General features: G+C 71.0%; 11 protein-coding genes. 7 read left to right on the top strand and 4 right to left on the bottom strand.

Annotation, left to right across the window (positions count from 1 at the left end):
* Positions 1–87: 87 nt before the first annotated feature.
* Positions 88–5709 carry a GH92 family glycosyl hydrolase gene (locus tag KBX71_RS12555; RefSeq protein ID WP_210818107.1) on the bottom strand — a complete coding sequence of 1874 codons (5622 nt, stop codon included), beginning with the start codon at positions 5707–5709 and terminating at the stop codon, positions 88–90.
* 276 nt (positions 5710–5985) lie between these two features.
* Positions 5986–7065 (bottom strand): glycoside hydrolase family 19 protein, encoded by a 1080-nt coding sequence (locus tag KBX71_RS12550; RefSeq protein WP_210818106.1) that lies wholly within the window; start codon positions 7063–7065, stop codon positions 5986–5988.
* Between the two features lie 429 nt (positions 7066–7494).
* Here KBX71_RS12550 and KBX71_RS12545 point away from each other — a divergent pair, with 429 nt between their 5' ends.
* The 7 genes from KBX71_RS12545 to KBX71_RS12515 all read left to right on the top strand — a co-directional run bounded on the left by KBX71_RS12545 (position 7495) and on the right by KBX71_RS12515 (position 16543).
* Positions 7495–8520: a polysaccharide deacetylase family protein gene (locus tag KBX71_RS12545; protein WP_210818105.1), complete on the top strand. Its 1026-nt coding sequence runs from the start codon at positions 7495–7497 to the stop codon at positions 8518–8520.
* Between the two features lie 97 nt (positions 8521–8617).
* Complete coding sequence (locus KBX71_RS12540) at positions 8618–9577, top strand: acetamidase/formamidase family protein (protein ID WP_210818104.1); 960 nt, start codon at positions 8618–8620, stop codon at positions 9575–9577.
* Between the two features lie 60 nt (positions 9578–9637).
* Positions 9638–11056: a PQQ-binding-like beta-propeller repeat protein gene (locus tag KBX71_RS12535; RefSeq protein WP_210818103.1), complete on the top strand. Its 1419-nt coding sequence runs from the start codon at positions 9638–9640 to the stop codon at positions 11054–11056.
* A gap of 68 nt (positions 11057–11124) precedes the next feature.
* Entirely contained in the window at positions 11125–12228 is a 1104-nt protein-coding gene (locus tag KBX71_RS12530) for an endonuclease domain-containing protein (protein WP_210818102.1), read from the top strand.
* Positions 12225–12956, top strand: coding sequence for a hypothetical protein (locus KBX71_RS12525; RefSeq protein WP_210818101.1), 732 nt, complete (start codon positions 12225–12227; stop codon positions 12954–12956). Before KBX71_RS12530 ends, KBX71_RS12525 begins: the two co-directional genes overlap by 4 nt.
* Entirely contained in the window at positions 12953–16201 is a 3249-nt protein-coding gene (locus tag KBX71_RS12520) for an ATP-binding protein (protein ID WP_210818100.1), read from the top strand. The genes KBX71_RS12525 and KBX71_RS12520 overlap by 4 nt, the downstream gene beginning before the upstream one ends.
* Before the next feature lie 9 nt (positions 16202–16210).
* On the top strand, positions 16211–16543 hold the full coding sequence (locus tag KBX71_RS12515; protein WP_210818099.1) for a putative quinol monooxygenase: 333 nt from the start codon (positions 16211–16213) through the stop codon (positions 16541–16543).
* A gap of 58 nt (positions 16544–16601) precedes the next feature.
* On the opposite strand, the gene pdxY is transcribed toward KBX71_RS12515, so the two are convergent.
* Together pdxY and KBX71_RS12505 are read right to left on the bottom strand one after the other, a co-directional pair.
* The gene (pdxY, locus tag KBX71_RS12510) at positions 16602–17453 is read right to left on the bottom strand and encodes a pyridoxal kinase PdxY (protein ID WP_210818098.1); all 852 of its coding nucleotides are present in this window, start codon (positions 17451–17453) and stop codon (positions 16602–16604) included.
* A 142-nt stretch (positions 17454–17595) separates the two neighbouring features.
* Positions 17596–18390: a trypsin-like serine protease gene (locus KBX71_RS12505; protein ID WP_210818097.1), complete on the bottom strand. Its 795-nt coding sequence runs from the start codon at positions 18388–18390 to the stop codon at positions 17596–17598.
* Between the last annotated feature and the right edge of the window lie 70 nt (positions 18391–18460).

Below are 18460 nucleotides of genomic sequence, written 5' to 3'. Positions count from 1 at the left end.
GATGGCCCGCTGAGCCCGACCGGACGGTCTGCTTCAGCCCTCTCGAGTGGCAGTGGGTTGCGCGACTGCACTATCCCTGGCTTGGCGCTAGCCGGTGACGGTGACGGTGAACGGTCGGGACACCTTCGCCGCCGACGTGGCGCCGTTCAGCGTGACGCTTGTCGCGCCCGCCTTCGCCGCACCCGGAACGCTCACCGTCGCGCCGGAGATGACGCCGTCACCGTTCGCGCGCACGGTGCTGACCGCCAGTCCGGACCCGAAGGCGATCGTGACCACCTCGTTCGGAGCGAACCCGGAACCGTCGAACATGATCGACGTGCCGCGCGGTCCCGAGGTGGTCAACAGCGCCACCCGCGGCTGGTAGGTCCGCGCCTCCGGCCGCCCGGTCACCTGGACGGTGGCCGTGGCCGGCGTACGCGAGGACGCGCCAGTCGCGGTGACGGCGTACCGGCCGGGTTGCGCGTCACCGGAGGTCGGCACCGAGGCGCGAACCGTTCCCGTCGCGGAGGCCGCGACCTTCACGGTCCGGCCCGGGTCGGTGCCGACGCTGACTGTCACCTGCTCGCCGGCGGCGAAGCCGCTGCCGTCGACGGTGACCGCGCCACCGGTGGTGACGGCGCCGGACGCGGACAGCGCGATCGCCGGCTGCGATCCGCCCCGGGCCACGGTCACGGTGAAGGACCCGGTGCTGCTCGACTGCGTGTCCCACGCGGTGACGCGCACCGTGTGGGTGCCCTCCCGCGCGTAGGTGTGCTGGCCACTCATTGCACCGGACTCGCCGATCGTCACGTCGTTCGGAACCGTGCCGTCACCCCACTGGACGCGGGCGCGGTAGCCCGTCGTACCGGGAACGCCGCCGGTCACCGCACCGAGGTTCGCCGCGAGGGCCTGCCCGGCGGTGGCCGTCTGGTCCTTCGGGGCGGCGGTCCTCAGCGCCGGGGCGGGCGTGCCGTCGTTGGCCACGGCGAACACGTGGATCCGGCCGGCCGAGCGAGGGTCGCCGGTCTGCGTCGGCAGGGTCACCGACACCAGCGTCTTGCCCGCCGGGATCTGGTACGGCGCGGTGGCGAACAGGAACGGCTGGGCGCCGTCGCGGCTCGTGCCCTGCAACCGGTACGCCGTCCGGGCGACGATGATGTTGCCGTAGGACGGGGTGCCGTTGGCGTTGCCGCCCAGCGTCCAGTCGCTCAACTGGATCGGAATGCTGGCCGTGCTGCCGTCGCTGAACGTCGCCGTGCCGGTGGTGCTCTGGTTGCCCTGCGTTCCGGCGCCGATGAACGAGATGCTCTTCGCGTCCTCCGGGAGGTCGAGGACGACAGTCGCCCCGTTGCCGGTGGCGTTGTCCGGCTGCCCGGCCGGGATCACCGGCACTGTGAACCGCAGCTCGGTTCCGGGAATCTGCCGCTGCTGACCCTGGGTCACACCGCCCGCCGCGAGGGCCGCCCGCGAGTACGCCCACGACTTGGCGTCGCAGTCTGCCGCGAGTGCCCCTTCGTCACCGACGCAGACGCTGTCGAACGCGGCGGTGAGACCGGAGGCCGGGGCGTACGCCACCTCGACGCCGACCGTCGCGGAACTCTGGCTGTCGCCGTCGGTCACCGTGACGTTCGCCTGGTGGTAGCCCGGCGTGGCGTAGGTGTGGGACCCACCGATGCGGTAGACGGCCCGCGAACTCAACGTCACGGTGCCCGCGGTGACCGGCGTGCCGTCACCCCAGTCGATGGTGGCCTGGTAGCCGCTGGCGTCGCCGCCGGTGACGGTGGCCAACGGCACCGAGACGGGTACGCCTGACGTCGCGTGCACGCCGTCCGCGGCGGTGACCGCGATGTCGCCGCCACCGAGGTCGAGGTCACCCCCGGCGAGCAGCTCGACCTCGGCGAGGTTGGTCTGCGCGGCGCCGACCGTCTTGGTGACGGCGAGGCGGAACTGCGCGAACCGCCCCGGCTTGTCGATCGAGTACGGGCGGGTCTGGTTGCGCCACGGGAACACCTGGCCGGTGCGGGAGTCCACTGTGGTCCATGTGAGACCGTCGTTGGAGCCCTGCAGGTGCCAGTCCGCCGGATCGCCCGCACCGGCGCCGGACGTGACCGTGTAGTACTTCGGCTTCTGCTTGCCACCACGGAAGGCCCAGGTGATCTGGGGGGTCGCCGAGGTGAAGGTCAGCTGGGTGGTCGACGAGTCGTCGAACAGCTTCGACGCGTCCTGACCGCCCGTCGCGGTCGAGGTGCCGAGACCGGGACCGGTGACGTCCTGCAACGGCTTCGGCGCATCGTCACCCTTGGTCAGCGACGGCGGCGCGTCGTTCTTGCCGGTGCCCCACGGCGACGGCCTGGGGCCCATCTGGAAGTCGATGGTGCCGCCCTTGGCGAGCGCCGCCACATCCACTGACAGGCCGCGCTGCTTCTTGCCGTTGACCTTGACGTCCTGCACGTAGATGTTCGTCGTGCTGTTGTTCGGCGCGTTGACGACGATGTCGCCGCTGCTGCGGTGCACTGTCATCCTGGTGAACTGCGGCGAGCCGATCGCCCACTCGGACGACCCGGCCTGCAACGGGTAGATGCCCAGCGAGCTGAGGATGTACCAGGACGACATCTCGCCGTTGTCCTCGTCGCCCAGGTAGCCCTGGCCGATCTCACTGCCGACGTAGAGGCGGCGCAGGATCTCCCGCACCGTCTCCTGGGTTTTGGCCGGCGCGCCGGCGACGTTGTACATGTACGGGATGTGGTGCGACGGCTGGTTGCTCATGCCGAGCTGCCCCATCCGCACCGCGCGCGCTTCGAGCATCTCGTGGATGACACCGCCGTACCCACCGGGGCGGTCGGCGTTCTCGGGGGTGGTGAAGAACGCGTCCAGCTTGTCCCGCAGCGCCTTCTGCCCGCCGTACAGGTTGGTCAGGCCCTGGCCGTCCTGCTGGGCGGTGAACGCGAAGTTCCACCCGTTCGTCTCGGTGTAGACGCCACCCCAGTCCAGCGGGTCACCGGCGAGGAAGTTTCCGGCGGCGTCGCGGCCCTGGAAGAGCTTCGTCTTCGGGTCGAAGAGGTGGACGTAGTTGCGGGCACGCTCCAGGAAGTACCGCGACTCCTCCTTGAGCCGGGCACGCTCCGACTTCGGCGTGGCCGGGTCCTTGGCGAGCGCCGCACCCATGTTGCCGATGCCGTAGTCGTTGATGTAGCCCTCCAGCGCCCAGGACACCGACTCCCCCGTGGACGTCGGCGTGTAGCCGAGGAACAGGGAGCTCTCGATGCCCTTGCGTCCGACAGCGCTGCGCCCGGACGCGACGGTCGCGTCCTTGACCGCCGCGTCGTACGCCGCCAGCGGGTCGGGCAGCTTGACCCCGGTGAGGTACGCCTGGGCCAGGGCCACGTTCGCGCTGGTGCCGGTCATCAGGTCGGCGTAGCCGGGGGACGACCAGCGGGCGATCCAGCCGCCGTCACGGTAGTGCTGGACGAACCCGTCGGAGATCTTGGCGGCGACGTCCGGGTACAGCAGCGCGTAGGCCGGCCACACGGTGCGGTAGGTGTCCCAGAAGCCGTTGTTGACATAGATCTGGCCGTCGACGACCTTCGCGCCGGTCTGCGTGGGGGTCGACGCGCCGGTCGCCGCCGAGACCGGGCTCGCGTACTGCCAGCGCGGCGCGGCGGAGGTGCCGGTGTTCTCCGACTGCGAGTTCGGGTAGAGGTTCAACCGGTACAGGTTCGAGTACATCGTGATTAGCTGCGCCTCGGTGGCGCCCCGCACCTCGACCCGGCCGAGCCGATCCTTCCACGAGGCCGTCGCGGCGGCGTGGATCTGGTCGAAGCTCTTACCGGTGACCTCCAGGTCGAGGTTCCGGCGCGCCTGGTCGACGGAGAGGAACGACGTGGCGAGACGCATCGTCACCTCCCGCGAGCCCGAGATGTCAAAGGTGGCCGAGGTCGCGGCGGACACCGTCGGCGCCCGGTCGAAGGCGCCGGAGACGAACATCCGGCTACGGCCGGCCGACAGGCCACTTCCGTTGTCGACCCAACCGGTGAACGTGCCGTCCGTGCCGATGGTGAACGTGCCGTTGTGGAAGACGAGACTTCCGGTCGCCTGCCCGGTGGGGAAGGTGAACCGCATGATCCCGGCGTGGTCGGTGGGCGACACCTCCGCCACCAGGCCGTTCTGGAGCGTGACCCGGTAGAGATCCGGCTGCGCCGTCTCGTCGTCATGGCTGAACGCGAGCGCACGGCTGGCCGGCTGACCGGTGAGGGGCCCGCCACCGACGACGGGCATCACCGACATCTGGTTGCGGTCACCCATCCAGGGGCTCGGCTCGTGGGAGATCGCCAGGCCCTGGAGCATCGGCAGGTTGGCCTCGTTGTTGACCCGGTGGTACTCGTACTCCCACGAGTCGGAGGTCGCGTCGGTCACCGGCGTGAAGAAGTTGAACCCGTTCGGCACGGCGGTGATCGGCAGGTTGTTGCCGCGCGAGAAACCGCCTGTCGAGTTGGTGCCCCGTCGGGTGTCGACGTAGTTGGTCAGCTTCGAGCCGTCGATCGACGCCGGCGCGGCCGTCACCTCGACGTCGTCGAGCCAACCCTGGAACCGGGTCTCCCCGGTGGCCTGCGGATTGTCGTACGCCAGCAGGATGCGGTCGATCGTCTTGCCGCGCGCGACGGTGCCGAGGTCGGCCTGCACCAGGTTCCACTGGTCGGCGAAGAGCACCTTCGAGGCGCCCTGCCCGGCGCCGGTGAGTGGGTAGCCGTGCTGGTCGGCGGGCGAGCGTCCACTCAGGTAGCTGCCGTCGGTGAAGTGCAGGTCGACGGCGGTGTAGGTGGACGGGTACCGACCGTCCCCGCCTGTGAACTCGGGGAAGATCTTGTACGACAGTCGGGTCTTCGGCCCCACCGGGATGATGACGTCGAACAGCTTGTTCGTCGCGTACGAGCGGCCGTTGCCCTCGGCGCCGCCGGAGTAGCGCAGCGCGGCCAGTCCGGTGAACCCGACGTCCGGCTTCGTGGTGTAGCCACCGTTCGGGCCGGCGGTCGCTTCGCTGACCATGGGGGTGGCCGGCGGGCGGACGTCCGAGCCGTCGCTGATGTTCCAGTCGGCGAGCTGCACGAGCGAGTCACCGGAGTTCGCTGTGACGTTGAGCCGGTAGAAGCCGTAGGCGTTCGTGTTGGTGAAGCTGTACGTCCTGGTGGCGAAGCGCCCGCTGAACTTCTCGCCGGCGCGCTTGTCCAGGTCGGCCCAGGTGCTGCCGTCGTTCGACCCCTGGAGGACGAAGTCCCGGGGGTCTCGGGTCGGTGCGTCGTCGGCCGCGGTCAGCGAGTAACGCACCACAGTCGCCGGCTTGGCGAGTTGGTAGGTCACCCAGCCGGTGGACGCGAACACGAGCCACTTGGTCGACGGATCGTCGTCAGTGAGGTTCGCGGCGACCTCCCGTGGCGGGTTCTCGTCGCTCGCGGTCACGGCGCTGACCTGGCCGAGCAGGCTGCCGGGCAGGGAGGCGACAGTGCCGCTCAGGTTGGCCTGGACCGGCTTTCCGTTCGCGCCGACCTCCACGGTGCTCGTGGCGGGCTGCGGGTCGGCGGACTCGAACGAGGAGGTGAAGGTGCCGGGAGTCGCGGGGGTGGGGGCGGCGTTCGCCAGGGGCGCGGCGACGAGCAGGCCCAGCGGTAGCAGGACTGCTGTCGTCGCCGCGATCAGGCGGGGAGACAGGGGACGCGCAAGGGGGGTGTGCGACATGAGGGACGGAGCCTTTCGACTCGAACCGGGTCGAGTACGTCGAACGTCTGGGCAGTGTGGAGCGGGTGGCGGGTCGGAGCCCTGACATCGTTGTCATTGGAGATCGTGAGCAACGGGAGCCGGGGCCTGTGGACTGCCGCTGATAGTTCCGGGCACAGCACGGCCGTGTCAACGGGTCGGTCGCGCCGAAACGGCCGCCGCCCCTCCCGGGCCCCGGCGGCCGAGGTGCCGGGCCTCGACGCCGTCCGGCGACGGACGCCGAGGCCCGGCCACGGATCAGCAGTAGAGGTTGGCTCCGGCGGACACGCCGAGGATGCCGACGAACTGCTGGTACCTGGTGACGCGACTCTGCACCTGGGCGGGATTTCCGCCGTTGCACTCGATCGAGCCGTTGATGCTGCGGATCGTCTGACCGAACCCGGCGCCGTTGACCATCGCATTGTGGGCGGTCATGGTGCCCGGACCGTTCTGGGTCATCCAGTACCAGATACCTGTCTTCCAGGCCACCGACGCGTCGGTCTGCACCAGCCACGGGTTCGTCAACAGCGGCAGGTTGAGCGCGTTACCCGCGGCGTTGTAGTTGAAGTTCCAACTGAGCTGGATCGGCCCCCGCCCGTAGTAGGCGGCCTGCCCGGCGGGGCACCCGTACGGCTGCCCGTAGTCGCAGTAGTGCGGGTAGTTAGCGGTGTTCTGCTCGACGACGTGCACGAGCCCGCCGGTCTCGTGGTAGACGTTCGCCAGGAAGGCCGCGGCCTCCTGCCGCTGGACGGTGGCGCTGCCGCTGCGCGCGAACGCCGGGTAGGCGCTGAGCGCGGCGACGAGTCCGGAGTACGTGTAGAACGAGTTGCGACCTGGGAACATCTGGTTGAACTGGGCCTCGGTGACCACGAAGCCGCCCGGGTTGGTGGGTGGCGGGGTGGTCGGTGGCTGACCGCCACAGGTGTACGGCTCCCAGTACCAGGTGCTGACGACGGGGTCGTACCCCGGGTTGTCGTGCTCGGCGATGTAGTAGGAACCGTTCGTGTACCGCACTATCGCCCCGGTGGCGTACCAGGTCCCGGCGGTCCAGTTCGGGTAGCTGCAGGTCCCCCCGGTGGGCGGCGTGGTGCCCCCGCCGCACGCGCCGAGGTCCTCCCAGACGCCCGTCGTGCCCGGCGGCGCCTCGTTCTGGGTCCACCACTTCGCCCGGTAGTTACGGCCGTTGTGGGAGACCTGGGCGTCTCCCCAGTAGACGGCTGAGGCCTGCCACGATGCTGAACAGGCCGCCGCCGACGCGGCGGTGGCCGGGATGACCGCCACCAGTCCACCGGCGACGATCAGTGCCGCCAGCGCGACCAGCGCGCGCAGTCTCGTCATGTGATCACTTCCCTCCTGGGACCTCGCTGGCCGAAACCCGAGCGGAGATCGACCGAAGTGACTGTAACATCTTCTGTTCACAATCTTTACTATTACGTGTGGCCGGCTCGGCGGTGGGCTCGGCGACGACTGTCGATAATTCCGGCAGCTTTCCGGATCATGTCGGGTGCATACTCATCGATCAGCATGATCGAGACCCTCCGATAGGCCGCAGTGCCTGGCCAGCCCCCGAACAGCCCTCTGCGTTGTTCCGAGGGTTTTCCGGAACTTGTTGACGCGTTGGAATTCTCGCTGTAATACTCCGATCCACTGAGGTCAATGCCATCGGCTTCGTTGCGGTCTCGGCTCCACCCCACCACTCATCCACACCTGTCCGGACTGTGCTGCCCGCCCCCCAGGGCGCGTCCGGCCTGCGCGAAGGGGCACCAGATGAGCAGGCTCTTCCCCCGCACCGCCCTGTGGTCGAGGCGGTTGCGCGCGGCGCTCGCCGTCCTGGCCACCGCCGTCGCCATGTGCGGCGTCGTCCTCGCGGCCACCTCGACCCCGTCGAGCGCCGCCACCTGCAACGGCTACGTCGGCCTGACCTTCGACGACGGTCCGACCGGCAGCACCAGCTCGCTGCTGAACGTGCTGCGCACCAACGGCGTACGCGCCACGATGTTCAACGTCGGGCAGAACGTCCAGAACAACCGGTCGGCCGCGCAGGCCCAGGTGGCCGCCGGCATGTGGGTCGCCAACCACAGCTGGAACCACGCCCACATGACCTCGATGTCGCAGTCTCAGATGCAGTCGGACCTGTCCCAGACCAGCTCGGCGATCCAGTCGGCGACCGGCAGCCGACCGACGCTGTTCCGGCCGCCCTACGGGGAGACCAACTCCACGTTGCAGTCGGTCGCGTCGTCGCTGGGCATGCGCCAGGTGATCTGGGACGTGGACTCCCAGGACTGGAACGGCGCCAGCGTCAGCCAGATCGTGGCCAACGCGAGCCGACTCCAGGCCGGTCAGGTCATCCTGATGCACGACGGGATCCAGAACACCCGCGACGCGATCCCCCAGATCATGGCCAACCTGACCAGTCGCAACCTGTGCCCCGGCATGATCTCGCCGTCCACCGGCCGCGCGGTAGCGCCCGACGGCAGCACCCCGCCGCCCACCACCACCACCCCGCCGCCCGCCGGCGGCACCTGCACCGCCACCGCCACGACCCCCAACGTCTGGGGCGACAGGTACAACACGTCGGTGACGGTCAGCGGCGCCAGCACGTGGACAGTGGTCGTGGCCATCACCTCGCCGCAGCGGGTCTCCACGATCTGGAACGGCACCGCCACCTGGGACAGCAGCGGCACCGTCATGACCATGCGGTCCAACGGCAGCGGCAACACCTTCGGCTTCACCACGATGACCAACGGCAACAGCAGCGCCCGCCCGCAGATCCGTTCCTGCACCTCGGGTTGACATCGCCCGGGTCCGAGACGTGCGCGGTGGGTGCGCCCGGCACCCACCGCGCACCGGGCCACCCGCGGCGCGAACCAGCTGCCACTAGCCTGCACAGATGCGACACACCCTCATCCCGGGGGATGACAGCCTCCACGGTCACTTCTCCCCCGACTTCCCGCCGGTGCTCACCATCGACGCCGGCGACACAGTCACCTATCGCACCCTGGACTGCTGGTGGTCCGCCGGCCCGTACCCGGGCGGACCGAACCGGGACCGGCCCCGTGTCGCGCAGCACCAACCCGACCACGGACACGCGTTGATCGGTCCGGTCGCGGTCCGCGGTGCGCGCGCCGGACAGACCCTCGTGGTACGCATCGACGCGGTCGTCCCGGCCAGTTGGGGAACCACAGTGGCCGGCGGCTGGCCGAGCGGGTTCAACGAGCGCTACGGCGTGCAGGACCACCAGGTGGTGCACGCCTGGACGCTGGACCCGGTGACGATGACCGGCCGCAACCAGCATGGCCACGCTGTCGCGCTGCGGCCCTTCATGGGAGTGCTCGGCATGCCACCCGCGGAGCCGGGACGGCACTCGACGACCCCACCGCGCCCCTGGGGCGGCAATCTGGACTGCCGGGACCTCACCGCCGGCAGCACCCTCCTGCTGCCGATCCCGGTCGACGACGCGCTGTTCTCCGTCGGGGACGGGCACGCCGCACAGGGTGACGGCGAGGTCGGCGGCACCGCGATCGAGTGTCCGATGGACGAGGTGACGTTGACCTTCGACGTGCGCGACGACTTTCCGGTCACCGGCCCGGTGGCCCGTACCCCCGATGCCTGGCTGACGCTGGGCGTCGGTGCGTCCCTCGACGACGCCACGTTCGCCGCCCTGGACTCGATGCTGACCCTGATGCAGCGGCTGCACTCCCTCAGCCGCGCGGACGCGGTGGCGCTGGCCAGCATCGCTGTCGACGTACGGGTGACGCAGATCGTCAACCAGACCGTCGGCGCGCACGCGGTGCTCCGCGACGACGCGCTGCGCTGGCCGGACACCGATTCTGTCGGGGGCCGCCGTTAGCGTGTGGGCACTGTCGCCGCGCCGGCCGGATCGCGCGCTCGCTGACCCTCGGAGGCCCCCATGTCCCAGGAGACGACCTACCTCGAACTGTCCGAAGTGGACGGTGCGCACAAGTTCTACGAGGTCATCGTCGACAACGCCACACTGACGGTGCGCTACGGCCGGATCGGTGACCAGGGGCAGGTCAAGGCGAGTGCCTATCCGGACAACACCCGGGCCCGGGCCGCCGCGGCGAAGAAAATCGGGGAAAAGGTCCGCAAGGGCTACGCGCCGGCGGTCCCCGGCGTCCGCCAGAAGCGCACCGTGTCACGGCGGCAGATCGTGAGCACCCGCTCCACCGCCCACACCGCCCCGGTGCTCTGGCGCTACGACTCCGGCGCCCCCGCGTTCGGCATCTTCGTCGACGGGCAGCACTGCATGGTCGGCAACGAGCACGGTGTCATCACGACGCTCGACCACGACGCGCAGGTCCGCAGCCAGGTCCGCCTCCCCGACGGTGTGAAGTGCATCGTCGCCGACGACGCCTGGATCTACGCCGGCTGCGACGACGGCAACGTCTACGACCTGTCCGGCAAGGTGCCCCGCGTGGCGTACGCGATCGCCCCGGAGATCGACATCTACTGGCTGGACATCCACGACGGCGTCCTCGGCGTCTCCGACGCCGACGGCGGGATCACCGCCGTCGACCACGAGGACGAGTTCCTGTGGCGTCGCCCCGGGCGGGGGCGTTCGGCCTGGATGGTGCGGTGCGACAACGACGCCATCTACCACGGCCACTCGCAGGGCGTGACCGGTTACGAGTGGCGTACCGGCGGGGAGCTGTGGCACACCACTACCGGTTCGGTGCTCTTCGGCTGGCAGGAGCACGGCAGCGTGTTCGCCGGGACGGGCACCCGCGAGGTGGTGCGCCTGTCCAAGTCGGGTCGCCTCGAACGCACCTACCGTTGCGACGCCCCGGTCTTCTCCTGCGCCACCGCCGAGGGCGGTCGGTACGTCTTCGCCGGCGACAGCCAGTCCTCGATCTACTGCTTCGACGCGGCGGGCACCCGGCTGTGGAAGCTCGGCACCGGGTGCGGCTCGGCGTACTCCATGCAGTACCACGACGACCGGCTCTACGTCGTCACCACCGGCGGCCATCTGGCCTGCATCGACGCGAGCGAGCCGGCCATCCGCGCGGCGCAGGCCGGTGACGTTCCCCAGGTCCGCGACATCAAGGCCCCCCGCCAGGCGCCCCAACCGGTGCAACCGACGATCGTCGAGGTGACAAGCGACTCGGGCGCGGGCGTGGTCGTGCAGTGCCTTGACGACCGGGGGCGGCTGCGGGTTCAGGTGCTCTCCGACGGCTACCGGCGCGACTGGTCGGTGCAGTTCCCCAAGGGGATTCGCGAGCCGGGCGCCCGCTATCTGGTGACCGAGGTACGCGAGTCCAGCCGCGGTGGTTACTACCGCGCGTACGGCGACATCCGCCGTCTGCGCTGACCGGCGAGCGCGCCGCTTCCGCTGTCGAGGGGCCCCGGTCGCGCACGCTCGTGTCGTAGGGTGCCGGCATGGCGCACCCCGTCCGGGTCAACGGAGACGCCACCAGGGCCTGGTGGGCCGCCCCGCCGACGCGGCGAGTGAGTCACCTACCGGGCGTCGACCCGGAGCTGCTGCGGGTGGCGCTCGACCCGTTGCCACCGGCAGCGCCCGCGATCGTGCACTACCGGCCCACTGTGGTAGGTCCGCTCGGTGACCTCGTGGACGCCCTGCTCGACCAACTGGACACCGCAGCCCTCACGATGTTCCCCCGCTGGCTGGCGGGGGCCGACCGTTTCGACAGCGCGGGCACGCTCGGTGTGGCGGCGGTGCGCGCCCTCGCGGCCCGTACCGCCGCCCGCTCCCGGCACTTCGGCCCGTTCCTCGCCGACCTCGCCGAGCGTGGGCTGCGCGATCGGCGCCGTGCCGCCGACCGGTCCCGCTTCGCCCCGGGGGTACGCGCCGCCGGGCTCGCCCGCGTGATCGCCGAGGCGTACGACCGGGAGAGCTGCGTACTCGTCGTGGCCCTACCCGACCTGGACGCGGACGCCGAGCGGACGCTGGTGGCAGCCGCCGAGTGGTTCGTGCGGCACGGCGGCTTCACAGTGTGGTTGGTCGGCGGGCCGCTGCGCCACGTCGACCGGGTGCGCTCGGTGCCCCTGCCGGTGCCGAAGCGATTCGCCGAGCTGGCCAGCACGACCGAACCGATTCCGGCCACCGCCGCCGAGCCGGAGTCGACGGTGCTGGCGTGGCCACCGATCGCGGGCGTGCCACGCGGTGACAGCGCCGCCGAGCAGGCGTTGGAACGCGCGCTCGCGCCGCACGACTGGGCGCGGGGCCGGCGGTGGAACCAGACCTACGAGTGGCACGTCCTGGGTGCGGCATACCGACTGGATCTGTTTTGGCCCGTGGAGGGTCTTGCGGTCGAGGTGGACGGCCCGGAGCATCGTGGGCGAATCGCTTTCGCCAACGATCGGCGGAGAGACGTGCAGCTGCAACTCCTCGGGCTGGACGTGCTCCGCTTCACCAACGAGCAGGTGCTGACCGACGCTCCGGCGGTGGTCGACGGGATCCGTCGGCTACTGGCCCGGCGGCGCGCGGGCGGCACGTACCCCCATGGAGATGAGACATCATGACGAGCCCGGCGGACGTCCCGCACCTGACGCCGAACCAGATCAACGCCCTCGTGGTGCTGATGGTCGAGGCGCGTCGAGTCACAAACGTCGAGCTGAAGGAGCTGGCCGGTTTCACGCTGACCGGCAAGGACAACACGAAGCTCGTCGACCTGGGCCTGGTGGACACCGACAAGAATCACCGGCCGTTCGCCCACGAGCTGACCGAGGAGGGCTGGCGAGTGGCACGTCAGCTGCACACCTCCCCGCCGCCGAAGCAGGGCGGCTCGACGACCCGCTCGCTGTTCGTCGTCCTGTCCAACCTGCACCGTTCGCTGGACCGGCTCCGGGTCAGCCACGGCGACTTCTTCAAGCAGACCGGAGCAACGGCGCTGGCGGCCGGCGAGTCTCGGCCCGACGCACCGGCACCGGCCACGGCGGCGGCACCGACTGCGGCGGCACCGGCACCGGCGGCACCCGTGTCCGCGGTGGAGGTGGAGGCGCTGGTCCGTTCGGCGTACCGGGATCTGGCCACCGCGCCTGGCGCCTGGGTCGGCCTCGCCGACGTCCGCGACCGGCTCGTCGACACCGATCGGGTCGCCCTGGACGCGGCGTTGCGGGCGATGGTCGGCCGGGAGGACGTCCGCATCATCCCGGTGGCGAACACCAAGTCACTGACCGCACGGGACCGGACCGCGGCCGTCCGCATCGGGAACGAGGACAACCACGCCCTGGCGATCGGCCCGGCATGATCTCCGACGACCAGCGGACCGCGCTGGACGCGGTGAGTCTCAACCCGGCGGTCACCCCGGACGACGTGTGGCGACCCAGCCCGCACAACGTGCCGGAGCTGCACGAGAAGGTGGCCGCGGAGATCCTGCGCGGGGTGGCGCGGGCCCGCACCGACGACACGAGCATGCCGCTCGGCGTGGCCATGCAGGGCCGAGCGGGCGCCGGCAAGACGCACCTACTCGGGGCGGTGCGCGAACGGATCCAACGCGACGGCGGCTACTTCTTCCTTGTCGACATGGTCAGTGGCAAGACGTTCTGGGAGAGCGTGGCCCTGGCCCTGGTGGAGGGGATGGGTCGGCCCCACGTCGGCTGGGGCACCCAGCTGAAGACCTTCCTGCGTCGACTCACCCCCCAGCTCGGCCTGCCGACTGAGGTCCGTGACGCGGTCGCCGGCGCCCAACCAGTGACCCGCGCACAGCTCGACACCTTCATCTGGGCGCTACGCGAGCGCGATCGGGAGGTCGGGCGGGACGCCCAGGACACCGCTCGGGCGCTCGTCCTGCACGGCGCCATCGACTTCGAGGCACAGGACGTCGGTTACGCCCACCTGATCTCCGAACCGGGTGACCCGGCCGCGCGGGCGGCGTGGGGGTTGAGCACCGCGATCCGCACCCCGCAGCAGGTCGTGCAGGACATCTCCCGGCTGATGGCCCTGACCCTGGACCCCACGGTCATCGCCGTGGACCAGCTCGACACGCTGTTCGCCCAGACCAGCACCTCACTGCTCAACCAGCATCAGGGGCTGGAGGACGGCCAGGCCAAGATGCTCGGCCCGATCGCCGACGGCCTGCTCAAGCTCCGCGACATCACCCGCCGCACCCTGGTCGTTGTCTCGTGCCTGCCGGACACCTGGGTGCTGATGACCCGCGCCGCGCCCACCCCGGTCGCCGACCGCTTCCGTACGTCGACCCTGCCGGACCGGATCCCCACCGCGGAGATCGGGCAGGCGATCGTGGCGAAGCGCCTCACCGCAGCGTTCGCGGGGATGTTCTTCGGGCCACCGCACCCCACCTGGCCGATCGCCCCCGCCGCCTTCGCCGACGCCCCCACCCTGACGCCACGCGCCCTGCTGCGCCGGGTGGACCGCCACATCGCCTGGTGCCGTGACCGCGACGAGGTGGTCGAGCTGGACCGGCTCATCGACGGCGCCGACTCGACGCCGACGGTGGGCCCCGTCCGTGGCGCTTCCAATGACCCGACGACGGACGAGCGCCGCCTGCACGAGTTGGACGCACGGTTCGCCGAGCTGGTCGAGGCCGCGGACGTGTCGGCCGCCGTCGACCCTGCGGGCGAGGACGAACACATGCCACCGCTGCTCGCCGCCGGCCTGGCCGCCTGGATCGCCGAGCAGGCACCGACCGGCGCCACCTACAAGTACGATCCGCCGCCCGGGCGCAAGCCCGCGCTGCACGGGCGGCTGATCGAGGTGCTCGACGAGGCCACCGAGAACGAGGCGCACTGGTGCTTCCGGGCCATCGCGCACCCCAACGCCGTCGCCGTCACCGCGCGGGTCAAGGCCGCGTGCACCCTCGCCGGGTTGGACCGGGACCTGCCACAACGGCGGCTGATCCTGCTGCGCAACGGTCCGTGGCCGACGGGGAAACGTACGACCGAGGTGTTGGCCGGCTTCGACGCGGCCGGCGGCCTGCGGTGCGCCGTGCCGGAGGCGGACCTGCGGGTCTTCGCGGCGCTGCGGGTGATGGCGGCCGAGCCGTCCACGGCCCTGCAGGAGTGGCTGGTGACCCGTCGCCCGGCCAGCGGCACCGAGCTGTTCCGCGCGGTCCTGCCCGGGCCCGACGGGACGCGCGGCGGCGCCCCGCCGACGACGCCGGACGACGGCGAGCCACCGTCGGACGGCAGCGACTCCGACCCGACGAACGCGCCGGTCGCCGACGTGGCAGGTGGTCCGGCGACCGGTTCGGCGGCCGGGCCGGTGCCGACTGACACGGTCGACCCCGTGGTCGGCGCCGATGGTCTGGCGGTCGGGCTGGGGCGGACCGTCGACGGTGGTCAACCGTTCACGGTGCCCCTGGAGTCGCTGCGCCGCCACGCCGTCGTGTTCGCCGGGTCCGGCTCGGGCAAGACCGTGCTCATCCGTCGGCTGGTCGAGGAGTGCGCCCGCGAGGGAGTCTCGGCGATCGTGCTCGACCCCAACAACGACCTCGCCCGGCTCGGCGACGCGTGGCCCGATCCACCGAGCGGCTGGGGTCCCGGCGACGCCGAACGGGCCGCCGACTACCTCGCGCACACCGAGGTGGTGGTGTGGACGCCCCGGGTCACCGCCGGTCGGCCGCTGAGCTTCCAGCCGCTGCCCGACTTCACCTCCCTGCGGGACTGGCCCGACGAGTTCGACCAGGCCGTCCGCTCCGCCGTGGAGGCGCTCGCGCCCCGAGCCGGCGTCGACAGGTCGAGCCGGCTCGCCCAGCAGGGCAAGGCCGTGCTCACCGAGGCCCTCCAGGCGTACGCGCGAAGCGGGATGGTGGGCCTGCCCGGCTTCACCGACTTCCTCACCGACCTGCCCGAGGGGGTCAGTCGGCTGGCCCGCGCCGGGAAGCTCGCCGAGGAGTTGGCCGAGGCGCTCAAGGCGGCGATGGTCACCGATCCGCTCTTCGGCGGGGTTGGCGCGCCGGCCGACCCGGGGCTGTTGCTGACGCCGTCGCCGGGGCGGCGGGCCCGGGTGTCGGTGATCAGCTTCGTCGGCCTCACCTCCGACCAGGAGCGGCAGAGCTTCGTCAACCAGTTGCAGATGGCGCTCTTCGCGTGGATCAAGCGGCACCCCGCCGGTGACCGACCGTTGGGTGGGCTGTTCGTGATGGACGAGGCGCAGACGCTGGCGCCATCGACCGGCACCACGGCCTGCACGGCCAGTTCGATCGCGCTGGCCGCGCAGGCCCGCAAGTACGGGCTCGGGCTGGTCTTCGCCACCCAGGCGCCCAAGGGTCTGCACAACCAGATCTCCGGCAACGCGACGACGCAGTTCTTCGGGCTGCTCAACGCGCCGGCGCAGATCGACGCGGCCCGGCAACTCGCCGAGGCCAAGGGCGGGCGGCTGCCGGACATCGGCCTGCTCAACAGCGGTGAGTTCTACGCCGCCGGGGAGGGATTCTCGTTCGTCAAGGTCCGCACCCCGTTGTGCCTGACGCACCACCCGAAGGCGCCGTTGACCCCCGAGGAGGTCGTCGCCCGCGCCCGCCCGGCTGGGTAGCCTGGGCCCATGATCTTCATTACCGCCAAATTCCGGATCTTGGCCGAGCACGCCGACCAGTGGCCGCAGATCGCCGCCGAGTTCACCGAGGCGACCCGCGCGGAGCCGGGTTGCCTGTGGTTCGACTGGTCCCGCAGCCTAGACGATCCGACCGAGTACGTGCTGGTCGAGGCGTTCCGCGACGACCAGGCCGGCGCGGCTCACGTCCAGTCCGCCCATTTCCGCGCGGCCCAGGAGACCCTGCCGCCGCACCTGGCCGAGACGCCGCGCATCGTGAACGCAACGGTGCCGCAGGAGGACTGGTCGCTGCTCGGCGAGATGGCCGTCCCCGAGGGCCGCTGACCGCCGCCTACCCGCTGCCCGCCGTCAGCGTCGCCGGTCGGTGACCCGCCGTCCGCCGTCAGCGCAGCCGGCGGGCGGTGAAACGGGTCGGCGGGTCGGCGATCACGTCCTGCGCCGCGACCAGCTGGATCTCCCGGGTGCCGGCCGCGAGAGTCGCCTCCAGCACGGCGTAGACGGAGGCGATGGTGCGTTCCAGCGCTGTCGCCGGTGAGCCGGTCGTCCACAGGTGCGCGAGGTACAGCGCCGCGGTGACGTCGCCCCCACCGTTCGGGTTGATCGGCAGCAGCGGCGTGGTCACCGCCCACGCGCCCTCGTCGGAGACCGCCACCACCTCCAGCGAGTCCGGCGGCAGGCCGCCGTGCAGGACGCTGGTCACCAGGACGTGCCGCGGCCCGGTCGCGCGCACCACGTCGACCGCGTCGAGCACCTCGGCCAGCGAGTTCGTCGTACGGCCGGCGAGGAAGTCCAACTCGAAGTGGTTCGGCGTGATGATGTCCGCGCGTGGCACGACGGTGTCCCGTAGGTACTCCGGAATTCCCGGCCGGACGAACATGCCCCGACCGGCGTCGCCCATCACCGGGTCGCAGCAGTACACAGCGGCCGGGTTTGTCGCCTTCACCGTCGCCACCGCGTCCAGGATCACCGCGCCCATGGCCGGGTCGCCCTGGTAGCCGGAGAGCACCGCGTCGGCGTCGCCGAGGACCCCGCGGTCCTCGATGCCCGCGATCACCTCCGCCACGTCCGCCGCCGGGAGCATCGGGCCCCGCCACGCGCCGTACCCGGTGTGGTTGGAGAAGTGCACAGTCAGGACCGGCCAGACCTCGTGCCCGAGCCGTTGCAGAGGAAAGGCCGCCGCCGAGTTGCCGACGTGACCGTAGGCGACCGACGACTGGATGGACAGGATCTTCACCGGCCCATCATCGCCGTTGCGCCCGGTGCCGCACCGACGGCCCGCCGAATCTGTCGGGTGGCCCACTCGCCGCCCGTTCCGTCTGACGGCACGAACGGGCGGCCCGGACCGTGTCGTCCGGGCCGCCCGAGCGGTCGTACGGTCAGCCGCCGAGGCTCGCCGCGGCCGAGGCGATCGACGAGGCGAAGTAGCTCACCTGGGTGTAGACGCCCGGGTAGTTGGGCCGGGCGCAGCCGTTGCCCCAGCTCACGATGCCGACCTGGATCCAGGCGTTGCTGGCGTTACGGCGGAACATCGGGCCACCCGAGTCACCCTGGCAGGTGTCCGTGCCGCCGCTGGCGTAGCCGGCGCAGATCTCCTGGGCCGGGATGAGGTCCCCGCCGTAGTTGGCGTTGCAGGTGGAGTCGCTGACGAACGGCACTGTCGCCTTGAGCAGGTACCGCTGCTGGCCGCCGCCCTCGCGCGCGGCGCCCCAACCGGCGACGGTGAAGGTGCCGCTGTCGTACGCGGTAGTGCTGGCGATCGGCAGCGTGCTCAGCCCGGTGACGGGACTGGCCAACCGGATCAGCGCCCAGTCGCGCCCGGCGCCGTTGTAACCGGGGGCGCGGTAGACGTAGTTGGACCGGACGGTGATCCGGCTGGACGACTGGAGGTCGACAGTCCCGAGCGTCGCGGTGATGCTGGTGTTGGTGCCGGTCGAGCCCACGCAGTGTGCCGCGGTGAGCACCAGCCGGGAGCTGTACAGCGCCCCGCCGCAGCCCATCGAGAGACGCACCATGAACGGGAACTCGCCCTGAGCGGCGCGGGTGCCACCGACGACGTTCGGCGTCACGGGACTGTCGGCCGCGGCGGCCGGCGCGGTGAGGGTGAGGCTGGCCGCGGTCACCGCGGCCAACGCGGTGGCCAGCAGGCCAGTGAGGGTACGCCAGCGAACCATGCATTCCTCCGCATCAGGATGGCGCGCCTCGTGAGCGCACCCCGTTTCGAGATAGCGGTCATCATATTGA

Origin of the sequence: Micromonospora sp. D93 (assembly GCF_018070365.1) — a bacterium.
Classification (GTDB): Bacteria; Actinomycetota; Actinomycetes; order Mycobacteriales; family Micromonosporaceae; genus Micromonospora; species Micromonospora ureilytica.
Note: the sequence above shows the minus strand (reverse complement) of the source record. Positions and strands in the feature narration are given on the sequence as shown.

Bases quoted from the DNA above. Each gene is read 5' to 3' on its own strand.
- KBX71_RS12550 (WP_210818106.1), bottom strand. From the start codon at position 7,065: ATGACGAGACTGCGCGCGCTGGTCGCGCTGGCGGCACTGATCGTCGCC.
- KBX71_RS12555 (WP_210818107.1), bottom strand. From the start codon at position 5,709: ATGTCGCACACCCCCCTTGCGCGTCCCCTGTCTCCCCGCCTGATCGCG.
- KBX71_RS12540 (WP_210818104.1), top strand. From the start codon at position 8,618: ATGCGACACACCCTCATCCCGGGGGATGACAGCCTCCACGGTCACTTC.
- KBX71_RS12525 (WP_210818101.1), top strand. From the start codon at position 12,225: ATGACGAGCCCGGCGGACGTCCCGCACCTGACGCCGAACCAGATCAAC.
- KBX71_RS12505 (WP_210818097.1), bottom strand. From the start codon at position 18,390: ATGGTTCGCTGGCGTACCCTCACTGGCCTGCTGGCCACCGCGTTGGCC.
- KBX71_RS12535 (WP_210818103.1), top strand. From the start codon at position 9,638: ATGTCCCAGGAGACGACCTACCTCGAACTGTCCGAAGTGGACGGTGCG.
- KBX71_RS12515 (WP_210818099.1), top strand. From the start codon at position 16,211: ATGATCTTCATTACCGCCAAATTCCGGATCTTGGCCGAGCACGCCGAC.
- KBX71_RS12520 (WP_210818100.1), top strand. From the start codon at position 12,953: ATGATCTCCGACGACCAGCGGACCGCGCTGGACGCGGTGAGTCTCAAC.
- KBX71_RS12545 (WP_210818105.1), top strand. From the start codon at position 7,495: ATGAGCAGGCTCTTCCCCCGCACCGCCCTGTGGTCGAGGCGGTTGCGC.
- KBX71_RS12530 (WP_210818102.1), top strand. From the start codon at position 11,125: ATGGCGCACCCCGTCCGGGTCAACGGAGACGCCACCAGGGCCTGGTGG.